At 39.7% G+C, this 24,134-nt stretch carries 25 protein-coding genes and 1 pseudogene; 9 read left to right on the top strand and 17 right to left on the bottom strand.

What is annotated here, in order from left to right:
- Positions 1-97 precede the first annotated feature (97 nt).
- Together groL and DPV97_RS01550 are read right to left on the bottom strand one after the other, a co-directional pair.
- Complete coding sequence (groL, locus tag DPV97_RS01545) at positions 98-1,744, bottom strand: chaperonin GroEL (RefSeq protein WP_070715202.1); 1,647 nt, start codon at positions 1,742-1,744, stop codon at positions 98-100.
- 22 nt (positions 1,745-1,766) lie between these two features.
- The gene (locus DPV97_RS01550) at positions 1,767-2,057 is read right to left on the bottom strand and encodes a co-chaperone GroES (RefSeq protein ID WP_005664453.1); all 291 of its coding nucleotides are present in this window, start codon (positions 2,055-2,057) and stop codon (positions 1,767-1,769) included.
- 169 nt (positions 2,058-2,226) lie between these two features.
- On the opposite strand from DPV97_RS01550, the gene ureA reads away from it, so the two are divergent.
- The 9 genes from ureA (at position 2,227) to aspA (ending at position 9,927) form a co-directional block, all read left to right on the top strand.
- Positions 2,227-2,529: an urease subunit gamma gene (gene ureA, locus DPV97_RS01555; protein WP_070715201.1), complete on the top strand. Its 303-nt coding sequence runs from the start codon at positions 2,227-2,229 to the stop codon at positions 2,527-2,529.
- A gap of 51 nt (positions 2,530-2,580) precedes the next feature.
- The gene (gene ureB / locus DPV97_RS01560; protein WP_070715198.1) at positions 2,581-2,886 is read left to right on the top strand and encodes an urease subunit beta; all 306 of its coding nucleotides are present in this window, start codon (positions 2,581-2,583) and stop codon (positions 2,884-2,886) included.
- Positions 2,887-2,897: 11 nt separating this feature from the next.
- Entirely contained in the window at positions 2,898-4,616 is a 1,719-nt protein-coding gene (gene ureC, locus DPV97_RS01565; protein WP_070715195.1) for an urease subunit alpha, read from the top strand.
- 37 nt (positions 4,617-4,653) lie between these two features.
- Positions 4,654-5,274 carry a glutathione S-transferase gene (locus DPV97_RS01570; RefSeq protein WP_070715193.1) on the top strand — a complete coding sequence of 207 codons (621 nt, stop codon included), beginning with the start codon at positions 4,654-4,656 and terminating at the stop codon, positions 5,272-5,274.
- Between the two features lie 251 nt (positions 5,275-5,525).
- Positions 5,526-6,068 carry an urease accessory protein UreE gene (ureE, locus tag DPV97_RS01575; protein WP_070715191.1) on the top strand — a complete coding sequence of 181 codons (543 nt, stop codon included), beginning with the start codon at positions 5,526-5,528 and terminating at the stop codon, positions 6,066-6,068.
- A complete protein-coding gene (locus tag DPV97_RS01580) occupies positions 6,053-6,760 on the top strand; it encodes an urease accessory protein UreF (protein ID WP_070715189.1) in 708 nt (235 codons plus the stop codon). Before ureE ends, DPV97_RS01580 begins: the two co-directional genes overlap by 16 nt.
- 80 nt (positions 6,761-6,840) lie before the next feature.
- Positions 6,841-7,476, top strand: a complete 636-nt coding sequence (ureG, locus tag DPV97_RS01585; RefSeq protein WP_070715187.1) for an urease accessory protein UreG — start codon at positions 6,841-6,843, stop codon at positions 7,474-7,476.
- A 59-nt stretch (positions 7,477-7,535) separates the two neighbouring features.
- The gene (locus DPV97_RS01590; protein ID WP_070715185.1) at positions 7,536-8,348 is read left to right on the top strand and encodes an urease accessory protein UreD; all 813 of its coding nucleotides are present in this window, start codon (positions 7,536-7,538) and stop codon (positions 8,346-8,348) included.
- 160 nt (positions 8,349-8,508) lie between these two features.
- On the top strand, positions 8,509-9,927 hold the full coding sequence (gene aspA / locus DPV97_RS01595; RefSeq protein WP_070715183.1) for an aspartate ammonia-lyase: 1,419 nt from the start codon (positions 8,509-8,511) through the stop codon (positions 9,925-9,927).
- 77 nt (positions 9,928-10,004) lie between these two features.
- Here aspA and DPV97_RS01600 read toward each other — a convergent pair whose 3' ends face one another.
- The 15 genes and pseudogenes from DPV97_RS01600 to frr form a co-directional block, all read right to left on the bottom strand.
- Positions 10,005-10,766, bottom strand: a complete 762-nt coding sequence (locus DPV97_RS01600) for a transferrin-binding protein-like solute binding protein (protein WP_111382854.1) — start codon at positions 10,764-10,766, stop codon at positions 10,005-10,007.
- Between the two features lie 150 nt (positions 10,767-10,916).
- Positions 10,917-11,054: a hypothetical protein gene (locus tag DPV97_RS09570; RefSeq protein WP_165819700.1), complete on the bottom strand. Its 138-nt coding sequence runs from the start codon at positions 11,052-11,054 to the stop codon at positions 10,917-10,919.
- A 209-nt stretch (positions 11,055-11,263) separates the two neighbouring features.
- A pseudogene (locus tag DPV97_RS01610) lies at positions 11,264-11,776 on the bottom strand (SLC13 family permease); the annotation flags it as partial.
- A 138-nt stretch (positions 11,777-11,914) separates the two neighbouring features.
- Positions 11,915-12,517: a ribonuclease HII gene (gene rnhB / locus DPV97_RS01615; RefSeq protein ID WP_070715177.1), complete on the bottom strand. Its 603-nt coding sequence runs from the start codon at positions 12,515-12,517 to the stop codon at positions 11,915-11,917.
- On the bottom strand, positions 12,510-13,679 hold the full coding sequence (gene lpxB / locus DPV97_RS01620) for a lipid-A-disaccharide synthase (RefSeq protein ID WP_070715175.1): 1,170 nt from the start codon (positions 13,677-13,679) through the stop codon (positions 12,510-12,512). The genes rnhB and lpxB overlap by 8 nt, the downstream gene beginning before the upstream one ends.
- A 95-nt stretch (positions 13,680-13,774) precedes the next feature.
- Positions 13,775-14,563, bottom strand: a complete 789-nt coding sequence (lpxA, locus tag DPV97_RS01625) for an acyl-ACP--UDP-N-acetylglucosamine O-acyltransferase (protein WP_070715172.1) — start codon at positions 14,561-14,563, stop codon at positions 13,775-13,777.
- 23 nt (positions 14,564-14,586) lie between these two features.
- Complete coding sequence (gene fabZ, locus DPV97_RS01630; protein ID WP_075875086.1) at positions 14,587-15,036, bottom strand: 3-hydroxyacyl-ACP dehydratase FabZ; 450 nt, start codon at positions 15,034-15,036, stop codon at positions 14,587-14,589.
- Between the two features lie 95 nt (positions 15,037-15,131).
- A complete protein-coding gene (gene lpxD / locus DPV97_RS01635; RefSeq protein ID WP_070715170.1) occupies positions 15,132-16,157 on the bottom strand; it encodes a UDP-3-O-(3-hydroxymyristoyl)glucosamine N-acyltransferase in 1,026 nt (341 codons plus the stop codon).
- A gap of 12 nt (positions 16,158-16,169) precedes the next feature.
- Positions 16,170-16,778 carry an OmpH/Skp family outer membrane protein gene (locus tag DPV97_RS01640; protein WP_049368923.1) on the bottom strand — a complete coding sequence of 203 codons (609 nt, stop codon included), beginning with the start codon at positions 16,776-16,778 and terminating at the stop codon, positions 16,170-16,172.
- Between the two features lie 103 nt (positions 16,779-16,881).
- On the bottom strand, positions 16,882-19,260 hold the full coding sequence (bamA, locus tag DPV97_RS01645; RefSeq protein ID WP_070715169.1) for an outer membrane protein assembly factor BamA: 2,379 nt from the start codon (positions 19,258-19,260) through the stop codon (positions 16,882-16,884).
- Between the two features lie 26 nt (positions 19,261-19,286).
- Positions 19,287-20,618 carry a sigma E protease regulator RseP gene (gene rseP, locus DPV97_RS01650; protein ID WP_070715167.1) on the bottom strand — a complete coding sequence of 444 codons (1,332 nt, stop codon included), beginning with the start codon at positions 20,616-20,618 and terminating at the stop codon, positions 19,287-19,289.
- An 8-nt stretch (positions 20,619-20,626) separates the two neighbouring features.
- On the bottom strand, positions 20,627-21,493 hold the full coding sequence (locus DPV97_RS01655; protein ID WP_070715166.1) for a phosphatidate cytidylyltransferase: 867 nt from the start codon (positions 21,491-21,493) through the stop codon (positions 20,627-20,629).
- An 11-nt stretch (positions 21,494-21,504) separates the two neighbouring features.
- Positions 21,505-22,224 (bottom strand): polyprenyl diphosphate synthase, encoded by a 720-nt coding sequence (gene uppS / locus DPV97_RS01660; RefSeq protein ID WP_070715164.1) that lies wholly within the window; start codon positions 22,222-22,224, stop codon positions 21,505-21,507.
- A gap of 40 nt (positions 22,225-22,264) precedes the next feature.
- A complete protein-coding gene (ispC, locus tag DPV97_RS01665; protein ID WP_070715162.1) occupies positions 22,265-23,464 on the bottom strand; it encodes a 1-deoxy-D-xylulose-5-phosphate reductoisomerase in 1,200 nt (399 codons plus the stop codon).
- An 89-nt stretch (positions 23,465-23,553) separates the two neighbouring features.
- Positions 23,554-24,111 carry a ribosome recycling factor gene (gene frr, locus DPV97_RS01670; protein WP_070715159.1) on the bottom strand — a complete coding sequence of 186 codons (558 nt, stop codon included), beginning with the start codon at positions 24,109-24,111 and terminating at the stop codon, positions 23,554-23,556.
- Positions 24,112-24,134 lie beyond the last annotated feature (23 nt).

The raw sequence follows: 24,134 nt of genomic DNA on the forward strand, positions 1-24,134 counted from the left end.
AATCATCGAAAACCATTAAAGTGTAGCATCACACAAATAAAAATGCGATCGCATTTCTACAAAGAAAAACGATCGCACTTTCTTTCGCAAAGGGGAATTACATCATTCCACCCATGCCTCCCATACCGCCCATTCCAGCAGCACCTAAATCGGCTTTATCATCTTTTGGAAGATCGGTAACCATACATTCTGTGGTAATCATTAAGCCCGCTACAGAAGCTGCGAATTGTAACGCTGAACGAGTGACTTTAGTTGGATCTAAAATACCCATTTCGATCATATCACCGTACTGTTCGGTACCTGCATTATAACCGAAGTTACCTTCACCATTTTTAACCGCACTTGCCACAACAGATGCTTCTTCACCTGCGTTAGTGACGATTTGACGAAGTGGTGCTTCCATTGCACGTAATGCAAGTTTGATACCTACATCTTGTTCTTCATTATCACCTTTTAAGGTTGCCGCGACTTTAGTTGCTGCACGAACTAATGCAACACCACCACCAGCAACAATACCTTCTTCAACCGCGGCTCGAGTTGCGTGTAATGCATCGTCCACTCGATCTTTTTTCTCTTTCATTTCAACTTCAGTTGCTGCACCAACTTTAATTACAGCTACACCGCCAGCAAGTTTAGCCACGCGTTCTTGAAGTTTTTCTTTGTCATAATCAGACGTTGATTCTTCGATTTGCTGACGAATTTGAGCTACGCGACCTTTGATTTGAGCTTCATCACCCACACCATCGATGATCGTGGTATTGTCTTTGTTGATGACTACACGTTTTGCTTGGCCTAAATCTTCTAATGTCGCTTTTTCAAGCTCCATACCGATTTCTTCAGAAATCACGGTACCCGCAGTTAAGATCGCAATATCTTGTAACATCGCTTTACGACGATCACCAAAACCTGGCGCTTTCACTGCTGCAATTTTCACGATACCACGCATGGTGTTCACCACTAAAGTTGCAAGTGCTTCACCTTCGATATCTTCAGCGATGATTAATAACGGTTTACCTGCTTTCGCAACACCTTCTAACACTGGAAGTAATTCACGAATGTTTGATACTTTTTTATCTACTAAAAGAATGTATGGGTTGTCTAATTCAACAGTTGCCGTTTCTGGTTTGTTGATGAAATAAGGTGATAAATAACCACGATCGAATTGCATCCCTTCCACAACCGCTAATTCATCGTCAAGACCTGTACCGTCTTCTACGGTAATCACGCCTTCTTTACCCACTTTTTCCATTGCTTGAGCAATTAATTGCCCCACAATGCTGTCTGAGTTAGCAGAAATTGTCCCAACTTGCTCAATTTCTTTAGAAGTTTCACAAGGTTTAGATAAATTTTTAAGCTCAGAAACAACCGCACTTACTGCTTTATCGATACCGCGTTTTAAATCCATTGGGTTCATACCTGCAGCCACAGCTTTTAAGCCTTCATTTACGATAGCTTGAGCAAGAACTGTTGCAGTAGTAGTACCGTCACCCGCCGCATCATTGGCTTTAGAGGCAACCTCTTTCACCATTTGTGCACCCATATTTTCAAATTTATCTTCTAATTCAATTTCACGTGCGACAGATACCCCATCTTTAGTGATGGTTGGTGCACCAAATGATTTATCTAAAATTACATTACGACCTTTAGGGCCAAGGGTAACTTTTACCGCATCGGCTAATACATTCACGCCTTTAAGCATTTTTACGCGTGCATCGTTACCAAATTTTACGTCTTTTGCTGCCATTTTCTTTTTTCCTTAATTTAAATTATTCCACAATCGCCAAAATATCGTTTTCAGAAATGATTAACACTTCTTCACCATCAATTTTTTCACTTTTCACGCCATAACCATCATTGAAAATGACTGTATCACCAACTTTTACATCTAAAGGTTGAATGGTGCCATTTTCCAAAATACGACCCTTACCCACTGCCAATACTTTCGCACGGGTGGATTTAGTCGCTGCTGAGCCAGTTAATACGATACCGCCAGCTGAACGAGTTTCTACTTCTTCACGTTTAATGATTACACGATCGTGTAAAGGACGAATATTCATGATTAATTTCCTTCTTAAAAATTAGTTAATGCACTCCCTATATAAGGAGGATTTTTATGATTTCAAGGGGTATTATTAAAAAAATCTAATAAAATATTTTTCCTATTCTGTCGTTTTTTACGTAAAATTCTGCCCGTCTTGCATAATAAACAAAAAAAGGAATAACAATATGCATTTAACATCAAGAGAACAAGAGAAATTGATGCTCTTTTTAGCCGGTGAGTTGGCGGCAAAACGCAAAGTACGTGGCATAAAATTAAACTATCCTGAGGCTATTGCTTATATCGCGAGTCATTTACAAGAAGCAGCGAGAGATGGTATGAGTGTGGCGGAAGTGATGCAATATGGAGCAACCCTACTCACTGTTGAAGATGTGATGGAAGGCGTTGCTGAAATGGTACACGAAGTACAAATTGAAGCAACTTTCCCAGATGGTACGAAGCTTGTTACCGTGCACAATCCGATTAGATAATAAGTACAAGCGGTTAAAAATCGGAAAAAATTTACAACTAAGGAATTAAAAATGATCCCAGGTGAATACCAATTAGCCGAAGGTGATATTCTCGCTAATGTCGGCAGAAAAACAGTGATAATTGAAGTGACTAACTCAGGCGATAGACCCATTCAAGTCGGCTCTCACTACCATTTCTTTGAAACCAATAATGCCCTTAAATTTGACCGCACTTTAGCACGTGGAATGCGTTTAAATGTGCCATCTGGCAATGCGGTACGTTTTGAACCCGGTGAAGTGAAATCAGTGGAATTAGTGGCTTTCGGTGGTAACCAAACCATTTACGGCTTCCATAATCAAATTGATGGCAAATTATAAGGTAGGGCAGAATGGCATTAACAATTTCAAGAGCGCAATATGTAGCAACTTATGGCCCAACCGTTGGCGATAAAGTCCGTTTAGGCGATACCAATTTATGGGCAACCATTGAACAAGATTTATTAACCAAAGGTGATGAGTGTAAATTTGGTGGCGGTAAAAGCGTGCGTGATGGCATGGCGCAAAGTGGCACCGCAACGCGTGACAATCCAAATGTATTGGATTTTGTGATTACCAACGTGATGATCATTGATGCGAAATTAGGCATTATCAAAGCAGATATTGGTATTCGCGATGGTCGTATTGTCGGCATCGGACAAGCGGGTAACCCTGACACCATGGATAACGTTACGCCAAACATGATTATCGGAGCTAGCACGGAAGTGCATAACGGTGCACATTTAATTGCGACCGCTGGCGGTATTGATACCCACATTCACTTTATTTGCCCTCAACAAGCACAACATGCGATTGAAAGCGGCGTAACCACCTTAATTGGTGGTGGAACTGGCCCGGCTGATGGTACACACGCGACTACTTGTACCCCAGGTGCATGGTATATGGAACGTATGTTCCAAGCGGCAGAAGCTTTACCTGTTAACGTAGGATTTTTCGGTAAAGGCAACTGTTCAACCCTAGATCCGCTACGTGAACAAATTGAAGCGGGCGCATTAGGTTTAAAAATCCACGAAGACTGGGGCGCAACGCCAGCAGTGATTGATTCTGCATTAAAAGTGGCAGATGAAATGGATATTCAAGTGGCAATCCATACCGATACACTTAACGAAAGTGGCTTTTTGGAAGATACAATGAACGCCATTGATGGGCGTGTGATTCACACCTTCCACACAGAAGGTGCAGGTGGCGGACATGCGCCAGATATCATTAAAGCAGCGATGTATCCAAACGTATTGCCTGCTTCAACCAACCCGACTCGTCCGTTTACAAAAAACACCATTGATGAACATTTGGATATGTTGATGGTTTGCCATCACTTAGATAAACGCGTACCGGAAGATGTAGCTTTTGCCGATAGCCGTATCCGTCCTGAAACCATTGCAGCAGAAGATATTTTGCACGATATGGGCGTCTTCTCGATTATGAGTTCAGACTCTCAAGCAATGGGACGTATTGGAGAAGTCGTTATTCGTACATGGCAAACTGCAGATAAAATGAAAATGCAACGTGGTGAGCTAGGCAATGAAGGAAACGATAACTTCCGCATTAAACGCTATATCGCGAAATACACCATCAACCCAGCGATTGCACACGGTATTGCCGATCATATTGGTTCGTTAGAAGTGGGCAAAATTGCGGATATCGTGTTATGGAAACCGATGTTCTTTGGCGTAAAACCTGAAGTCGTAATTAAAAAAGGCTTTATTAGTTACGCGAAAATGGGCGACCCAAATGCCTCTATTCCAACACCACAACCAGTGTTCTACCGTCCAATGTACGGTGCACAAGGCTTAGCAACCGCACAAACTGCAGTATTCTTTGTTTCGCAAGTCGCTGAAAAAGCCAATATTCGTGCAAAATTCGGTTTACACAAAGAAACCATTGCCGTGAAAGGTTGCCGCAGCGTAGGGAAAAAAGATCTGGTTCACAATAATGCGACACCTGAAATTACGGTGGATCCAGAACGCTATGAAGTGCGTGTAGATGGTGAACTCATTACCTGCGAACCTGTGGATACGGTGCCATTGGGGCAACGATATTTCTTGTTCTAAGTAGAAAAGAGCGGTCAAATTTTAAGGATAATTTACGATGAAACTTTGGTACTCCACCACCAGCCCGTATGTACGTAAAGTGCTGGTAACGTTGAAATATCAACAACTCTTAGACAAAACAGAACTGATTAAAATTGGTTCATCATTTGATGCAAGTTCTCCGCATAATCAGGCGAATCCTCTGGGTAGAGTGCCAGCGTTAGAACGTAATTGTGGCAACTGGCTTTATGGCAGTTTGCTCATTTGCGAATATCTCAACCAAAAAGGCAAGGTTGAGCCTAAACTCATTCCAGAAAATGGCAAGCCACGTTGGGCGGCGTTAGCGTTGCATAATTTAGCCGATGGCATTATGGAAAACACCGTGCCGATGATGGCTGAAAAAATGCTTCGCCCTGAAAGTGAATGGTGGACAGCTCGCCATCAACAACTAACTGAGCGTAATCGCCAAAGTTTTGCAAGACTGGAGCAAGACTTAAAACCCTTTGGCACGGAATTAAACATTGGTACGTTAACGGCGGTTGCAGTCATTGATTGGTTCTTGTTTAGAGCAGAAAAAATTGGATTAGATCTTGCAAAAGAATTTCCAAATTTAACCGCTTGGGCAGCAGAGATGAATGAAAAATATGAGGTTTTAAGAGAAACAAAGCCAACGTTGTAACCATTTTTGTGGTGTCACGAAATTGATCTAAATAACCTAATTTCTCTGTTTTTTCTTCTGCCTAATCTCCCCTTTCCCTCTTTGCTAAAGAGGGGGAAAAACGAGCGAGATTTTATATCATTGTTCTACTTTGATATGGCAAATATAAATGAGTCAGATGACAGCAAATTTATAAAGAAAATCCCTCTTTATCAAAGAGAGGCGGGGATATTGGGCAACCTTAATTAGCGAAGAAAATAAGTAATACAAAAATGAAAATCCTCACCCCCATTCTGCCTATTATGGATACCATCTTAGGCGACTTAGTTAGCCTCAGAACTGAAGGCAAAATTACCCATCAAACCATTGAACACGTGGCATTGCAGTGGTATGAAAGTGAACGCAATATTCTGCGTAAAACCACTGATACGGGGCGTGAAGTTGCCTTTCGCTTACTAAAAGAAGGACAACGTTTAAAGCACGATGATGTGGTGTTTATCAGCGATGAACTAGCCATTGTGATTGAAATTCTGCCAAGTGAAGTAATTGTACTGTCTCCGAAAACTTTGCCTGAAATGGCTCGAGCTTGTTATGAAATCGGTAATAAACATTCACCACTCTTTTTAGATGGCGATGAAGTAACATTGCCTTACGATAAGCCGATGTTCGAATGGTTACAAGCAGCGGGATTTCATCCTCAAAAAGCAGAACGCCGTTTAAGCCAAGCTTTGCGTGCCAATTCGGCACAAGGACACGGGCATTCGCACAGTCATTCGCATGATCATCACGGAGACGGCAATTGGCATCAACATTAAACCGAAGTCTGGCAGATTTAGGCGCATTGTTGCACTTGGTTGACCCGACTTTGCCAATCGGGGGCTTTAACCATTCAAACGGTTTAGAAACCTTTGTTCAACAAGGTGTTGTTTCGACAAAATCAAGCTTAGAAGAATATGTGCAAACTCAGCTTTTACAAAACTGGGTGTATAACGATGGCGCTTATCTTTCGCTCGCATTTGAAGCCATGGCTACCAATGATTTTGACCGTTTGTGCGAATTAGATCATTCGCTATCTGCGACCAAAATTGCACGAGAAAGTCGCGAAGGCAGTTTTAAACTCGGCGTGCGGTTATTAAAAATTTTTATCCGCTATGAACAACACCCAATGTTGAGCCAATTTCAGCAAGCGATTCAAAATAAAACCGTGCAAGGCTATTTCCCGATTGTGTTTGCTATGGTGGCGCAAGCAATGGGGCTCAGCAAAGCTGATACCCTGTATGCGTTTTACTACAATGCGGCAGTTGGTACCATTACCAATGGCGTGAAACTCATTCCGCTCAGCCAAATGGACGGGCAAGATATTCTGTTTGATTTGCGTAGTGCGCTCTTGCAAGCTGTCGAATTAAGCCTTGAGCCCAATCTTGATTGGCTGGGTGCAGCAACTCTCGCAAATGACATCCGTTCCATGCAGCACGAAGTACTTTATACGCGACTTTATATGTCGTAAGAGCGGTCATTTTTTATTGAATTTTTACTTATTGCAGAGGTTATAAGAATGAGCCTCTACGAATCAACAAAAGGAACATTATGCGTAACTACATTAAAATTGGCGTAGCAGGCCCCGTTGGTGCAGGCAAAACCGCGTTAATTGAAAAACTGACTCGCGAAATGGCGAGTAAATATAGCGTGGCAGTGATTACTAACGATATTTACACCCAAGAAGATGCGGAATTTTTAACTAAAAATAGTTTACTTCCGCCAGAGCGAATTATGGGCGTAGAGACAGGCGGTTGCCCCCACACGGCAATTCGTGAAGATGCCTCAATGAATTTAGAAGCGGTCGATGAAATAGTGGCGCGTTTTCCTGATGTGGAAATCGTGTTCATTGAATCAGGTGGCGATAACCTTTCAGCGACTTTTAGCCCTGATTTGGCAGACGTGACAATTTTCGTGATTGACGTGGCTCAAGGGGAAAAAATCCCTCGTAAAGGTGGGCCGGGTATCACTCGTTCTGATTTATTAGTGATTAACAAAACTGACCTAGCGCCATTCGTTGGTGCTGACTTAAGCGTCATGGAACGTGATGCGCGTCGTATGCGTAATGGCCAGCCATTTGTGTTTACCAATTTAATGAAAAAAGAAAATCTTGATGGCGTGATTGGTTGGATTGAAAAATATGCGTTATTGAAGAACGTAGAAGAACCTAAGGCGTTAGTGAGATAAAGAATCATCCCCTCTCCTTTAACTTTAAAGAGGGGAGTTTTTTACAAATTGAAAAGATTATGAATAGTACCCTCAAACTTTCAACCAAACTTTCCTCAAACGGCAAAACTCAACTTGATGAATACTTTGCGACGCCACCTTTTAAAGTAATGACGTTATCTGCTTATTCCGATTCTTGGGAAAATGGACTTAATGCAATGCAAATGTCTTCTTCGCCAGGCTTATTGGCAGGGGATCGAGTTGATATTCAAATAACGCTCGAACAATCTACCGCACTTTCTTTAAATACGCAGGCATTTACTCGAGTTCAGGCAATGAATGAGGGGAATTTTGCCGAGCAAAATACATTGATTCAACTTGCTGAGAAAAGTCGTTTATTTTACTTACCTCATCCGTTGGTTTTGCATAAGAATTCTGCGCTTAAGCAAAAAACGTTAATCAATATGCAATCTGAGAGTACGCTAATTTATGGTGAAATTGTGGCTATTGGGCGAGTGGCAAATGATGAGCGTTTTGAATTTCGCCAATTTTCTTCTCATTTAAAAGTTCAGCTTGTGCAAGAAAATGGGAAAGTTAAACCGCTGATGTTGGATTGTATTCAGTGGTCGCCGTCTAAAATGAATTTAACCGCTTTAAGCCAAATGGAAGGGTTCTCACATCAAGGATCGTTGGTTTATCTCAATTTGCAGAAAACAACAACTGAAGTTAAACAAATCGTCCAAACACTTCAACAGCAGGAAAGTGAAAAATCTCTACTTATTGGCGTTTCTCAATTAAATAAAGGCGGACTTATTGTACGAGTGCTTGGTCATCGTGCCGAACTCATTCAGAAACTGTTTGAGAAAATAGGTGAACAGCTAAAATCAGCATAAAATTAATATAGCTGAATTAATTTCCCCTAAAAAAACTTATGCGAGAAATGAAAATATCTCTTATACGTCTTATTTGAAATGTGATCCATGTCAAATTTATTTTCTATGTAAATTCCTATAATTACCTCAAATTAATTAACAACCCAAAAAGGTGATTAAAATGACTCAATACAGAAAAGAAGTGGATTTATTAGGTGAACGTGATGTGCCAGCAGATGCATACTGGGGTATCCATACCTTAAGAGCGGTCGAAAACTTCAACATTTCTAATGTGACCATTTCTGATGTACCAGAATTTGTACGTGGCATGGTGATGGTGAAAAAAGCAACGGCTTTAGCCAATGGTGAATTAGGTGCAATTCCAAGTGATATTGCAAAAGCGATTGTAGCAGCTTGTGATGAAATCCTTACCACTGGAAAATGCTTAGATCAATTCCCATCAGATGTATATCAAGGTGGTGCAGGTACGTCTGTCAATATGAATACCAATGAAGTGGTTGCTAACCTTGCGCTTGAAAAAATTGGCCATAAAAAAGGCGAATATAACGTGATTAACCCAATGGATCACGTTAACGCAAGCCAATCAACTAATGATGCGTATCCTACCGGTTTCCGTATTGCAGTGTATAACAGCATCTTAAAATTAATCGATAAAATTCAATATTTACACGACGGTTTTGATAATAAAGCAAAAGAGTTTGCGAACATCTTAAAAATGGGTCGTACTCAATTGCAAGATGCAGTGCCAATGACTGTTGGTCAAGAATTCAAAGCTTTCGCTGTATTACTTGAAGAAGAAGTACGTAACTTAAAACGTACAGCAGATTTACTCCTTGAAGTAAACCTTGGTGCAACGGCAATCGGTACTGGTTTAAATACTCCACAAGGCTATACAGAATTAGTTGTAAAACACCTTGCTCAAGTGACTGGATTAGCTTGCGTACCGGCAGAAAACTTAATCGAAGCAACATCTGACTGTGGTGCTTATGTCATGGTTCACGGTGCATTAAAACGTACTGCTGTGAAACTTTCTAAAGTATGTAATGACTTACGTTTACTTTCTTCTGGTCCACGTGCTGGTATTAAAGAAATTAACTTACCTGAATTACAAGCGGGCTCTTCTATCATGCCAGCCAAAGTAAACCCTGTTGTTCCAGAAGTAGTAAACCAAGTGTGCTTTAAAGTAATTGGTAACGATACCACTGTGACTTTTGCATCTGAAGCAGGTCAATTACAATTAAACGTAATGGAACCTGTAATTGGTCAAGCAATGTTTGAATCTATCGACATCTTAACCAATGCTTGCGTAAACTTACGCGATAAATGTGTAGACGGTATTACTGTAAACAAAGAAATTTGTGAAAACTACGTATTTAACTCAATCGGTATCGTGACTTACTTAAATCCATTTATCGGTCACCATAATGGCGACTTAGTGGGTAAAATCTGTGCTCAAACCGGTAAAGGTGTACGTGAAGTCGTATTAGAAAAAGGTTTATTAACTGCAGAACAATTGGATGACATCCTTTCTGTAGAAAACTTAATGAACCCAACTTACAAAGCGAAATTAAATAAATAATCTCGCTGAGATATAGAAAAGAGCGGTCAATTTTGACCGCTCTTTTAAATTGAATACGCTAACTTGCTAGTTCTTCGTTACCATTTACTTTTTGCACTAAATGCGCCACTAAAACCTTCTTTCTCATTGATATAAACGCCGCCCATTTCATTAGCTTTTTCACCAAAGAATGCGCCTTGCAGTTTTGTATCATTTTTTGTACCACTGAATTGGTTTCCAGAGATAGTTCCCTCTAATTCAGCTAGTACATTATTATTCTTCGCTGCACTGGTATGAACTAGGCGGCCAGCAACCGTTTTATCTTCAAAATTTGCCGTCATATCAACCCCCACAATACCAAATCTTGGAGGAGCACCCTCAACAGCATCAAGAGCACCTTCAAGTAGTGTGTCATTATTCACATGATAGCTACTCAACCCAAGATAACGAGCTTCCCCACTTTTCGGAATATTATCTGTCGGAGTGAGTTCACCTTGGATATAAACGTAGGTTTTTCCATCTTTTTGGTTTTGATAAATCCCATTTTGCATACTGTCTTGGAAAACTACACCATTAACAAAAGCCCCAGTGCTTAAATGAATTTCTCCATCCTTATCCACATAAGTATACGCTGGATTCACACCCTCTGGTGCAATATCAATCCGTTTACCATTAATGTTTAACACGTAGATATTATCCGTTGATAATTGATGTACTTTTGGATTCTCAATTCTGTCAGTGTTATAGTGGCTGCGAAACTCATAAGCAATCCCATTAAATTTACCAGTTGTTGGAATAGCGTAATCTTTCGCTGATGATGGGTGCCCTTTACTTAACGGTCCCTTTTCAATTATTGTCAAGTGGGGTTGGGTTGATTGGTTTTGGTTATTTGATTCGTTTGTTTGATTTGCTGAATCATTTTTTGATGCAGATTGGTTTGACGAATTATTTTCTGATGCAGATTGATTTGACGAATTATTTTCTGATGAAGATTGGTTTGACGAATTATTTTATGATGAAGATTTATTCGGTTGGAAAGTTGAAACATTATTAGAAGATGGGTCATGACTTTCTTCTTGGCTAGATGAACAAGCAGATAATCCCATAGCAAGAGCTATAGCTAATGCGGAAAGTGTTACTTTTCTCATAAAGGAACTCCTCGACTAAACGGTTAAGAATAAAAGATAATCACTATTTATCATCATGGATGATGCAAGGTAGCATAACAAAAAATAATCGACTAAACAACTCAAGAATTAATAAAATCAAACTTAATGAACCCAACTTACAAATCGAAATTAAATAAATAATCTCGCTGAGAGATAAAAAGAGCGGCCAATTTGACCGCTCTTTTCATTTAAAATGGAAATAATATTGGCACAATAAAAACAGTCACCAACATAACAATTAAGGTAAAAGGTACGCCGATTTTAATAAAGTCAGCAAATTTATAGCCCCCCGCCCACACCATCATGGTATTCACAGGAGAAGAGACTGGTGTCATAAATGCAGCAGAAGCCGCAATCGCCACGACCATCGCAAATGGCATGGGAGACACATTAAGCTGTGTAGCGAGAGAAATTGCGATTGGTGCCATCAAAATTGCAGTAGCCGTATTGGAAATAAACAACCCAACTAATGCACAAAATACAAAGAGTACAATCAATACAGGATACATTCCCCATTCATCAATGATTTGAGTCAGCCATTTCACCGCAAACTCTACCCCACCGTTTTTTTGAAGTGCGGTTGAAAATGGCATCATTCCGATAATCAGAATAAGGCTAGGCCATTGAATGGAGTCATAAGCACTTTTAACATCCACACAACGGAAATAAGCCAACATTAAACAACCAAGGCAGCCACATACATACGAATTTTATTATGTACAAATAAAATGATGGCTGAGCCAAGCAACATTATTGTCCAAAACAATGACTCACCCAAAGTACATGCTCAAAAATGGTATTAATACTCTATCCTTCAATCTTACAATCTTTCAAGGTCACTACTCTTCTATGCCTAGCACCTTCTTCACAGGTGAAAAACTTAGACGATACTCAGGTAAAGGACCCAGTTCCGATAACTTTTCTAAATGTAATTTGGTCGGATACCCTTTATGTTGAGCAAAAGCATATTCAGGGTGTTTTTTATCTAACTCTTCCATTTCCTGATCTCGCGCAACTTTTGCCAAAATAGAAGCAGCACTAATTTCAGCCACAAGTGAATCCCCTTTCACCACGGCTTGAGCTGGCAAACCTAGATTAGGCGGAATACGATTACCATCCACCAACACAAAGTGCGGTTGAATTTTTAAGGCTTTTACGGCCCGTTCCATTGCTAGCATAGAGGCATACAGAATATTCAGTTCATCGATCTCTGCTGGCTCTGCTCGCCCCATTGCCCAAGCTAAGGCCTTCTCTTTAATTTCTGCAGCGAGTGCAAGGCGTTTTTTCTCGCTGAGCTTTTTAGAATCTGCCAACCCAGTAATTGGATTATTCGGATCTAATATCACTGCAGCCGTTACAACTGCCCCCACTAAAGGGCCGCGTCCAACCTCATCCACTCCGGCAAATAATTGATAACCTTCAGGATAAACAAAATCAGTCATGTTTTTGCTCCAATAAATCAATTACAGCTTGTGCGGCTTGGCTATCCGCATCACATTGAATTAATTTGTGTAATTCAGTAAAACGTTGAATTAAAACACTGCGAGATTTGACCGCACTTTCGTCATCGCCTAAATACTGAGAAAGTTGTTCTGCCAATTTTTGCGGTTCGCAATCTTCTTGAATCATTTCTGGCACAAGCATTTTATCCGCTAACAAATTAGGCAATGAAATATATTTTGTTTTGACCAATCGTTTTGCCAAGAAATGCGTGAAAGGTTTCATTCGATACCCCACTACCATTGGTGATTTACACAACATCGCCTCAAGCGCTGCGGTACCCGAAGCAAGTAAAGTCGCTTCGACGGCAATCATCACTTGGCGTGCTTTACCATCAATTAAATGCATATCGAGATCAGGTGCAATCTGAGCCTTTATTTCCTCAAATTGCTGGCGACGTTTTTCATTCACCAAAGGAACTAAAAACTGCAAGTCTGGATATTTTTCTTTTAATAACAAAGCAGTTTTTAGAAATGGTTCAGTAAGAAACCCAACTTCGCTACTACGGCTTCCCACTAAAATAGCAAGATAACGTCCTTTTTCATCAATACCTAAGGTTTGGCAAGCTTCCGTTCTATTTGGTTTTAATGGAATCGCATCTGCCATAGTATGGCCAATAAAACGACAAGGCACATTAAAACGATCATAAAAGGCTTTTTCAAAAGGAAGAAAAGCTAATACTTGATGGGTTGCTTTAGCAATTTTATAAATACGATTTTGACGCCAAGCCCATACAGATGGACTCACGTAATGAATGGTTTTAATCCCTTTTCCTTTTAATTTCAGTTCAACGGTAAGATTAAAATCCGGTGCATCAATACCGATAAATACATCCGGTTTAATAGCAGAAAGTTGTTCGATGACACTGCGACGAATTTTAAGCAATCGAGGTAAATGTTTAAGTACTTCAACTAGCCCCATGACAGAGAGCTCTTCCATATCAAAAAAGCTTTCAAAACCTTGAGCAATCATTCTCTCCCCGCCAATCCCGACAAACTTAGCTTGTGGATAGTGGCGTTTAAGCGCCTGAATGAGACCAGCACCAAGAATATCGCCAGATACTTCACCTGCAACAATCGCAATAGTCGGATTTTCTTTTATCATTAAATTTATCCTAAAAAACGACCGCACTTTGAACAAATCATAGTGCGGTCTCTTTGTTATTCATCATTTTCTCTTAATGAGAAAAGAAACGTTAATTAGCGAATAATGCCACGAGTAGAACGTTTGAAGAATTCCACAAAGAAACTAATTGCAGATTCAGTTTGTGCAATTTGTTCAATTTCCGGCAATACTTCTTCAAGGGTTTTACCACTGCGGTAAATCATTTTATAAACATTACGGATAGCATGCATAGTTGGTTTATCAAAACCACGGCGTTTTAATCCTTCAAGGTTTACACCAAAAGGCTGCGCATGGTTACCTTGAGCCATCACATAAGGCGGCACATCTTGGCTAACCATAGAGCCACCACCTAGCATTACGTGCGCACCAACGATCACAAATTGGTGAATCGCAGACATACCACCTACAATAACAAAATCATCTAATTCAACATGACCTGCAAGGGTTGCATTGTTTGCCAAAATACAGTTATTTTTAATTTGGCAATCGTGAGCAACGTGGACGTTGATCATCAATAAGTTATTGTTACCAATACGTGTTACACCACCACCTTGGATAGTACCGCGGTGAATTGTCACATGTTCACGAATAAGGTTGCCATTACCAATAATGGTTTTAGTTGCTTCGCCCTTATATTTTAAATCTTGGTTTACTTCACCAATGCTGGCAAATTGATAAATCTGGTTATCTTCACCAATCACGGTGTCACCTTTCACGACAATGTGAGAATTTAAAACAGTACGTGCTTTAATCTCAACACTTCCTTCAACAATACAAAAAGGACCGATAACAACATCTTCGCCAATAACTGCGCCATCTGCGACAAGCGCGGTCGGGTGAATTTTTGCACTTGGGTGGATCATACTTACCCCTTAATTTTCTTTAATTATCGACGAGCACACATTAATTTGGCTTCACAAGCTACTTCACCGTTTACGGTTGCAATACCCGTGAATGCTGTAATACCACGACGTTCTTTAATCACTTGAACGTTCAATTCCATTTGATCTCCAGGTAATACTGGGCGTTTGAAACGCGCTTCATCAATACCCGCGAAATAGAATAATTCGCCACCTTTTAATTCATGGGTTTTAAATGCAAGTAATCCCATTGCTTGTGCCAAAGCTTCAAGAATTAACACACCAGGTAAAATCGGTTCACTCGGGAAATGACCAGTAAAGCAAGGTTCGTTTACACTGATATTTTTAATTGCTTTTAACCACTCACCTTCTTTGTAGTCCAACACGCGATCCACTAATAAAAATGGATAACGATGTGGCAATAAGGTCATAATTTCTTTTGCTTCAATCACTTTACTTACTTGATTCTCTGACACGTCTAATACCTTTAAAATAAATAATAATAAAACATTGAGATTATACGATATTTCTGTATAAAAATAAAACGCACCCAAAGGTACGTTTTAAAATCTTAGCCAAGTTTTTTCTCTAGGACTTTCAATCGTTTATTCATACCATCAATTCCCAAGGTAAGTGCGGCTGTTTTTCGCCACTCTTTATTGGTTTGTAGTGGAATGCCCGATGAGTATACGCCAGGCTCAGTAATTGGGCGCATCACCATACCCATGCCTGTCACGGTTACTTTATCGCAGATCTCCATGTGACCATTAATCACACTTGCTCCGCCAATTAAGCAATAACGACCTACTTTTAAGCTACCCGCCATAATCACACCACCAGCCACTGCTGTGCCTGTGCCAATATGAACGTTATGGGCAATTTGGCAAAGATTATCAATAATAACGTTATCTTCAATGACTGTCGCATCTAAGGCACCACGGTCAATACAAGTACAAGCACCGATTTCGACATTATTACCAATAATCACTTGCCCAACTTGTGGGATTTTCACCCAACGGCCACGATCATTCGCATAGCCAAAGCCATCACTACCAATGACTGCACCTGATTGAATTAAGCAATTTTGCCCAATTTCTACTTCATGATAAACGCTTACGTTTGCCCAAAGCTGTGTACCCGCGCCAATTTTTGTGAATTTACCAACAAAACAACCCGCGCCAATAATCACGTTATCGCCTAATAGAACACCTTCTTCAATAACGGCATTTGCACCAATTGATACATTTTCACCAATTGAAGCTTTTTCAGAAATAACCGCACTTGGGTGGATATTTTGAGCCGCTTTCGGCGTGGTATCCATATATTGAGCTAATACAGCGTAAGCAACATAAGGATCTTTGACGATAAGTAAATTACTTTCAGGTGAGCAAAACTCCACATCCGCTTCTGACACGACAAGAATACCTGCTTTAGATTCCGCTAATAAAGGACGGAATTTTGCATTAGAAATGAAGGTAAGCTGGTTAGGTTCTGCTTTTGACAGTGCGGCGATATTATTAACGACAACGTCGGCGTTACCACGAAGGGTACCGCCGACTTTTGCTGCTAATTCCTGTAAAGAATAGGATTTTTGCATTATGAGAACCTATTATTTTTTCTCTTCAGTTTTTGCTGGAGCTGCTTTTTCAGTTGCAGGAATAGATTTTAATACATCTTCAGTAATGTCTTTACCATCTACCGCAAATACTACAGAGTTAGCATCTAAAACATAAGTATAACCTTTTGCTTTTGCTAAGTTATTAGTTGCAACTTGAATGCTTTCTAATAATTTACCACGCTCTTCAGTTTGACGTTTTTCGTTTAACTCTTGGAACTCTGCCACTTTTTTATCTTGCTCTTCCATTAATTTATTTAATGCAGCTTCTTCATCTGAACCAAATTTAGTAATTTCTTCTTGGCGCTTTTGAATTTCAGCTTGACGTAAACGAGGTGCATCTTTTTGTAAAGCAGCCACTTTTGCTTCTACTTTTTTACGAGATGCTACGATTTTGTCATCAATTTCTTTCTTACTTGCAGCAAGTTTATCCGCCATTGGTTTGAATTCTGCATCTAACTTATCTGCTACAGCTTGACGATCCGGGTGGTTTTGGAATAAGTAACCCGCATTGATGAATGCGATATTTTCATCTGCAGCAGCAAAACCTGATGCAAGTGCAAGACCTAAAGAAAGTGCGGTAACTTTTACTACGTTTTTCATATTTGAATTTCCTTAAATTAGTTGAGTAAATATTTCTGTGTCAGCTAACTCACTGACACAGAACGAAGATTTTGACTTAAATAGAACGTAAAAGTTCAATTTATTAGAAAGAACCACCAATACTAAATTGGAATTGTTCTACATCATCATTTTCATATTTTTTGATTGGTTTCGCGTAAGAGAATACCAATGGTCCGATTGGTGATTGCCATTGGAAAGCTACACCAGTCGATGCACGGATTCGACCTGCTTTGCTGTAATCAGGTAATGTTGCATAAACAGGAGATGATTTTAAGCCTTCTTTATCTGATTTCCATTTTGTATTCCAAACACTCGCAGCATCAACGAAAAGTGAGGTTCTTACGCTATTTTGGCTTTTATCTCCAACAAATGGGGTTGGAACAATAAGTTCCACGCTTGCTGTAGCCATCGCGTTACCACCAACGACATCAGTACTTTGATACCATTGGCCATATTTGTCTTGATAAATCGCATTAGGACCTACTGCACCATAAGCAAAACCACGTAATGAACCGATACCACCCGCCGTATAAAGTTGATAGAACGGTACACGTTTACCACCTAAGCCATTTGCATAAGAAGCAGTTGCTTTTCCAGATAATACCCAGCGATGATCACGATCTAATGGGTAGAAACCTTGAAGATCAGCACTTAATTTATAATATTTATTATCAGATCCTGGAATGGTGACACGGCCACCTAAACTTGCTTTCACACCTTTAGTTGGGAAATAGCCACGGTTTAGGCTGTTGTAATTCCAACCAAATGAGAAATCAAAATCATTAGTTTTGATTGAGTTTCCAGTCAAATTCATTGACTTCATGTATAAATCACGGTTGTATTCATACGCGAAGTTACTGATTTTATTATAAGTATAACCTAATCCCACGTAATATGAGTTATTCTCATTAACTGGGAATCCTAATGTGACATTACCACCGTAAGTTGTACGTTTATAGGTTGATAAAGTATCACTTTTCGAGTTATCGTAAGTTTCATAGAATACGTTTCCACCTAAACTTACTCCATCTTTAGTAAAGTATGGTTCTGTATAACCCAAGTTTACACTTGTACCGTAGTCATTACGTGTACCTGCTAAACTTACCGCTGCACCTGTTCCCAAGAAATTGTCTTGTTTCACACTTGCTTGATAGCTGATACCACTTTCTGTACCATAACCGATACCAAAGTTAATACTACCGGTATTACGTTCTCTTACTTTATATACGACATCGACTTCATCATTAGAACCTTGAATTGGTTCAACACGATTTTCTACACTCTCAAAGAAACCCGTTCTATCTAAACGTACTTTACCTAACTCAACTAATTGAGAGTTATACCAAGTACCTTCTTGCTGGCGCATTTCTTGACGCAATGTGCTATCTGCAGAAACCGTATTACCTTCAAAGCGAACTTGACGAACAGATAAACGACGTCCCGCATCAACCACAAAGGTTAATGCTAATGTTTTATTCGCATCATCGAAAGTTGGTACAGTATTCACTGTTGCACTACCGTAACCACGTTCACCTAATTTATCTTTAATTAAGCTTTCAACATTTTGCACATCCGCACGACTGAATGTATCATTTAAGTGAAGTTCACCTAATAATGGTTGTAATTCATCAGCCATACCACCTAAGTTACCGACGATACGAGCAGAACTTAAATTGTATTTTTCACCTTCACTTACATCAATAGTGACATCTGCTTTTGTATGTTCTTCATTCAACTGAACATCTGTTTTTGTCACTCTTGCTTTTGCATAACCATTATTTTGGTAATAGTCTTGGATAGCTTGAATATCTTTATCAAATTGAGAACCATCAAACTTATTACCCCAAAGTTTCCACCAAGAATCAGGTTGAAGTTCCATTTGTTCTTGTAACTTACTGCTAGAAATCGCTTCATTTCCATTAAAAGTAACAGAACGAAGTTTTGCCGTATCATCTTCATCAATTTGAAGTGTAATTTCTGCACGGTTATTCGGTAAAGTTGTCACTATCGGATCAACTTTCGCATTATAACGACCTATACTCTTATAATGTTCTCTTAAGGTTTTCGCAAACTCTTCTAATTTCGCACGATTTAAGACATCACCACTTTTGAAACCATTTGCATCAAGGTTTTGTTTTAATGCTTCTGTTGGAATAACTGAGTTACCTTTAATATTCACTTCAGAAATAATTGGTTTCGCAATAACGCTCACAACTAATGCGTCGCCATCTTGGAAAGCTTTAACATCATCAAACTGTCCACTTACGAATAATGAACGTACAATATTGGCTACATCTTTATCCGTTACACGCTGACCACTACGAACAGGAAGACTTGCTAGAATTTGCTGTTCTAAGTCTCCTTGAGCACCGTCAACACGAATGTCTTTTGCTACAAATGGTGCCGCAAATACACTCGTTGTAGTACCGAATAATAAACTTGCGATTAGAAGTTTTTTCATCGACTTTATCCTATAAAAAACAATAGTTATAAACGTAAGAAATCATTAAAAAGCACAAAAATTGTTTGAATTAACAAAATTGTGAGCCCTATACGATAACTTAAATTTTGTACCCGTTCTGAAACAGGTTTTCCTTTGATAGCTTCCGCCGCCAAAAATACGAGATGTCCACCATCTAAAACTGGCAACGGAAATAAATTCATTATGCCTAAATTAACACTAATCAACGCGAGAAAACTTAAGAAATAAATCACACCCGCGTTAGAAGATGCACCTGCACCTTGGGCAATTGAAATTGGCCCGGCTAAACTGGAAAATGAAAGCTCTCCACTAAACAATTTCCCGATTGCCTTCACAATAAACCAAGAAATTTGGCCTGTCTTTTCCACACCTTTTTGTAAGGCATCAAGAATACCATATTTTAATTCAGTTCGATACTGTTCGCCAACTTTTAAGAACGTCGGACTTAACCCAACAAACCATTTACCCTCTCGATTCTTCTCAGGTTGCAAGGTTTTGTCAAAAATTTCTTGATTACGTTCGATCTTGATTGTAAAAGGCTGACCTTGTTGTACCAGTGCGACAAAAGCTTTCCAATCAAGTGCCGTCGAATTTTCTGCTAAAATTTTATCGCCAACCAACAAGCCTGCTTTTTCAGCCGGTGAGTTCTCCACCACTTTTGATAAAGTCATCTCCACTTTACTTGAAACGGGATTGATCCCTAATGTTTCAAATGCTGTTTCTTTATCTGGCTCAAATGTCCAATTTTGCAGATTAATGGTTCGTTGATAAGGTTGGTCTTCACCCAAAGGCGTTAATGTGAGTTCAACCGAATCAGAACCTAACTTATCAGTGAGCAATAAATTAATGGTTTCCCAATCGGGTGTATTCTTCCCTTCAATTGCCAAAATCTGGCTATTCGGTTCAATTTGAGCCATCGCAGCTGGAGAATTTGGCGTGACGTTTTCAATGACCGGTTTAACACTCGGAATCCCAACAGAATAAATCACCCAATATGCCAAAATCGCAAAAATAAAATTAGCAAGGGGACCTGCAGCAATCACAAAAGCACGTTGCGCAACAGATTTACTTTCAAATGCCTGCGATTTTAATTCTGCGGGAACTTCTTCATTTCGCCCGTCAAGCATTTTTACATAACCGCCAAGCGGAATGGCTGAAATCGCAAATTCAGTGCCTAATTTATCTGTGCGTCGCCAAATCACTTTACCAAAGCCAATCGAAAAACGATGAACTTTAATACCGCACTTTCTTGCGGCCCAAAAGTGGCCGTATTCGTGTACGGCAACCAGCACAGCAATTGCAACAATAAATGAGCCAAGCGACCACAAAAACGACATGTTCTATCCTATAACACAAAGAAATAGAAGTATGTGAAGAATGGTACTGCGGCTGTTAAGCTATCAATACGATCTAAAATACCGCCATGGCCTGGAATTAATTGACTACTGTCTTTAATACCTGATTCGCGTTTAAACATACTTTCTGCTAAGTCACCTAATACAGAAATGGCCACAGTTGCCACAGAAAGCACAACAAAACCACTCATTGCACGGCTACCTAATAAGGTTTCACCTGAGAAATGGATAAATACAAATGCCAATACAGCTGCAGTGATCATACCACCCAATACGCCTTGCCATGTTTTCCCAGGTGATACTTTCGGTGCAAGTTTGTGCTTACCAAAAGCTCGTCCAGCAAAATATGCACCTGAGTCAGCTGCCCATACTAATACAAATACATATAGTAATAAGAATAAACCATGATGTGGATCAGCAGTATAATTATCTAAACGTAAACGTAAGACGGCGGCAACAAAAGGAATCAACGTAGAAAATGCAAACAAGAGTTGTAAAGGAATATTTTTGCCCCAAAACTTAGCAGAACTTGGATAAGTCACCACTAGCACCAATGCAAGTGCCCACCAACCGACAGAGTTTAGCAATAACAACGGTAAGTAGTTTTCAAATACCCGACCCGCATCCAAATAATCACCTTCGTTATAAAGCCAAAGGAAAATAAATGCACCTAAAAATGCCGCGATACAAAGGCGTGCTAAAGGATTTTTAAAACGAGCAAATTGAGCCCACTCCCAAATACCAAGCATCGCCACAAAGCCTAAGGCTAGGGCAAAATAAAATGGGGTAAATAAGAACAAGGCACATAATACCAAAGCAATCAACACAATGGCTGATAATACACGTTCTTTAAGCATAAGTTCTCCGCTTATTCTGTCCCGCCAAAACGGCGATGACGTTGTTGATAGCAGGCAATTGCCTGATTAAAATCTTTTTCACTAAAATCCGGCCAAAGCACATCTAAAAAACACAATTCCGCATACGCAATTTGCCAAAGCAAGAAATTGCTAATACGTTGCTCACCGCTCGTGCGAATTAGTAAATCGACTGGCGGCTCATCTTGTGTGACTAAATATTGCTGGAAAAGTGATTCATTAATATCACTCACCGAAATCTCATTATCTTTTACTTTTTCAGCTAATTGTTGAGTCGCTTGAACAATATCCCAACAACCACCATAATTAGCTGCAATATTTAAAGTCAGTGCGGTATTATTTTCCGTTAACTTTTCTGCTTTTGCGATCTTCTCTTGCAATTTTTCACTAAAACGAGAAACATCACCGATAATCTTTAAACGAATATTATTTTTGTGTAATTTTTTGACTTCTCGATCAAGCGCTTGCATAAAGAGCGTCATTAAAGCACTCACTTCTTGCTCAGGACGATTCCAGTTTTCACTGCTAAACGCATATAACGTCAAAAATTTAACACCAGTTTGTCGTGCATAACTCACCGCACGTCGCACTGCCGCCACCCCATTTGTATGACCAAAAATGCGCAGCTTATTTTGTTGCATAGCCCAGCGCCCATTACCATCCATTATGATGGCAACGTGTTCGGGAATATTATTGTTATCAAGTTCTTTCATTCTAAAATATTCGGATTTTATGACCGCACTTTGGTGTATTCTACATTAACTTTTTAATCAGCGAAGCTGCTAATTCACGTGCTTGCTTATCTACGGCTAAGACATCATCAATGCTTGAAATAGTAGAAGCTGGCATTTGCTCAACCGCTGCTTGGTTAATTTTCGCAATATCCGTAAATTTAATATAGCCATCTAAAAAGGCTTGTACTGCGATTTCATTTGCCGCATTCATTGCGGTTGTCGCATACTGCCCTTCTGCAAAAGCATCGATCGCCAATTTTAAATTTGGATAACGATTAAAATCAGGTTCGATAAATGTCAATTCTTTGATTTTAAAGAAGTCTAATGGTTCCACACCACTGACTGTACGATTTGGATAAGCCATGGTTTCCGCAATTGGCGTGCGCATATCTGGATTCCCCATTTGAGCAATCACCGAACCATCCACATAACGCACCATTGAATGAATAATAGATTGAGGATGAATAATCACTTCCATTTCATCAGCCGATGCATTGAAGAGCCAGCGGGCTTCAATGTACTCTAAACCTTTATTCATCATTGTGGCAGAATCCACAGAGATTTTTTTGCCCATTGACCAGTTTGGATGAGCAACGGCTTGTGCTGGCGTAATATGTTCAAACTCGTTTAATGGCGTATAACGAAAAGGACCACCAGAACCAGTCAAGACAATTTTACTGACCCCTAATTCTTTCAAAGGACAGAAGCCAACTTTTTCTTGGGCTTCAGGCGGTAAAGATTGAAAAATCGCGTTATGTTCGCTATCAACAGGCAATAATTTTGCTTTTGACTGCTTCACTGCATCAATAAAGATCTGGCCACAAGTTACCAATGATTCTTTATTTGCAAGCAAGACTTTCTTACTCGCTTTTACTGCCGAAAGAGTTGGTAGTAATCCTGCCGCCCCAACAATAGCGGCCATAACTTGATCTGCGTCCGGATGTGCTGCCAACTCACAAATGGCTTTCTGTTCAGCTAAGACTTCCGTTTTAATGTGATGCGAGGCTAATTTTTCTCGCAATACCTTTGCCGCATTTTCGTCATCTAGTGCGGCAAAGTGCGGTTGAAATTTCACGCATTGTTCAAACATAGTCTTAACATTTTTGCCCCCCACTAACGCAAAGGCATGGTATTTGTCAGGATTATGTTCGATAACTGAAAGGGTGCTATGACCAATAGAACCTGTTGATCCTAAAATAACAAGATTTTGTTTTTGCATAAAATTTCGACCGCACTTTGTGCTTTTATTTTTTTATCAGAATAGAACAAGGGCAGACACTTGGTCTGCCCCAAAACATGGTTCGACAATTAGAAATCCATCAATTCTTTTTCTTTATCAGCTAAGATCTCATCCACTTTTTTGATATAGCTATCAGTGACTTTTTGAATGATTTCTTCAGCTTTGTGCTGATCGTTTTCGCTGATTTCTTTGTCTTTTAATAATGCTTTGATTTTATCATTTGCATCACGACGTACGTTACGAATCGCGACTTTACCTTGCTCACCTTCGCTTTTTACGATTTTGATTAAATCACGACGACGTTCTTCAGTTAATGGAGGAAGAGGCACGCGAATTGTTGTGCCTGCTGAAGATGGGTTTAAACCTAAATCAGAAGTTAAAATTGCTTTTTCTACTGCACTGATTAAAGAACGGTCAAATACTGTTACCGCTAAAGTACGCGCATCTTCCGCAACAACGTTAGCTAATTGACGAAGTGGTGTCGCTGCACCATAGTATTCCACTTGGATCGCGTCTAATAAGCTTGGTTGTGCACGGCCTGTACGGATTTTTGCAATATGCCCACACAACGCTTCGAGGCTTTTTTCCATGCGAGCTTCAGCATCTTGTTTGATTTCATTAATCATTCATCTGTCCTTTTAATAAATAA

Origin of the sequence: Haemophilus parainfluenzae (assembly GCF_003253005.1) — a bacterium.
Lineage (GTDB): Bacteria > Pseudomonadota > Gammaproteobacteria > Enterobacterales > Pasteurellaceae > Haemophilus_D > Haemophilus_D parainfluenzae_M.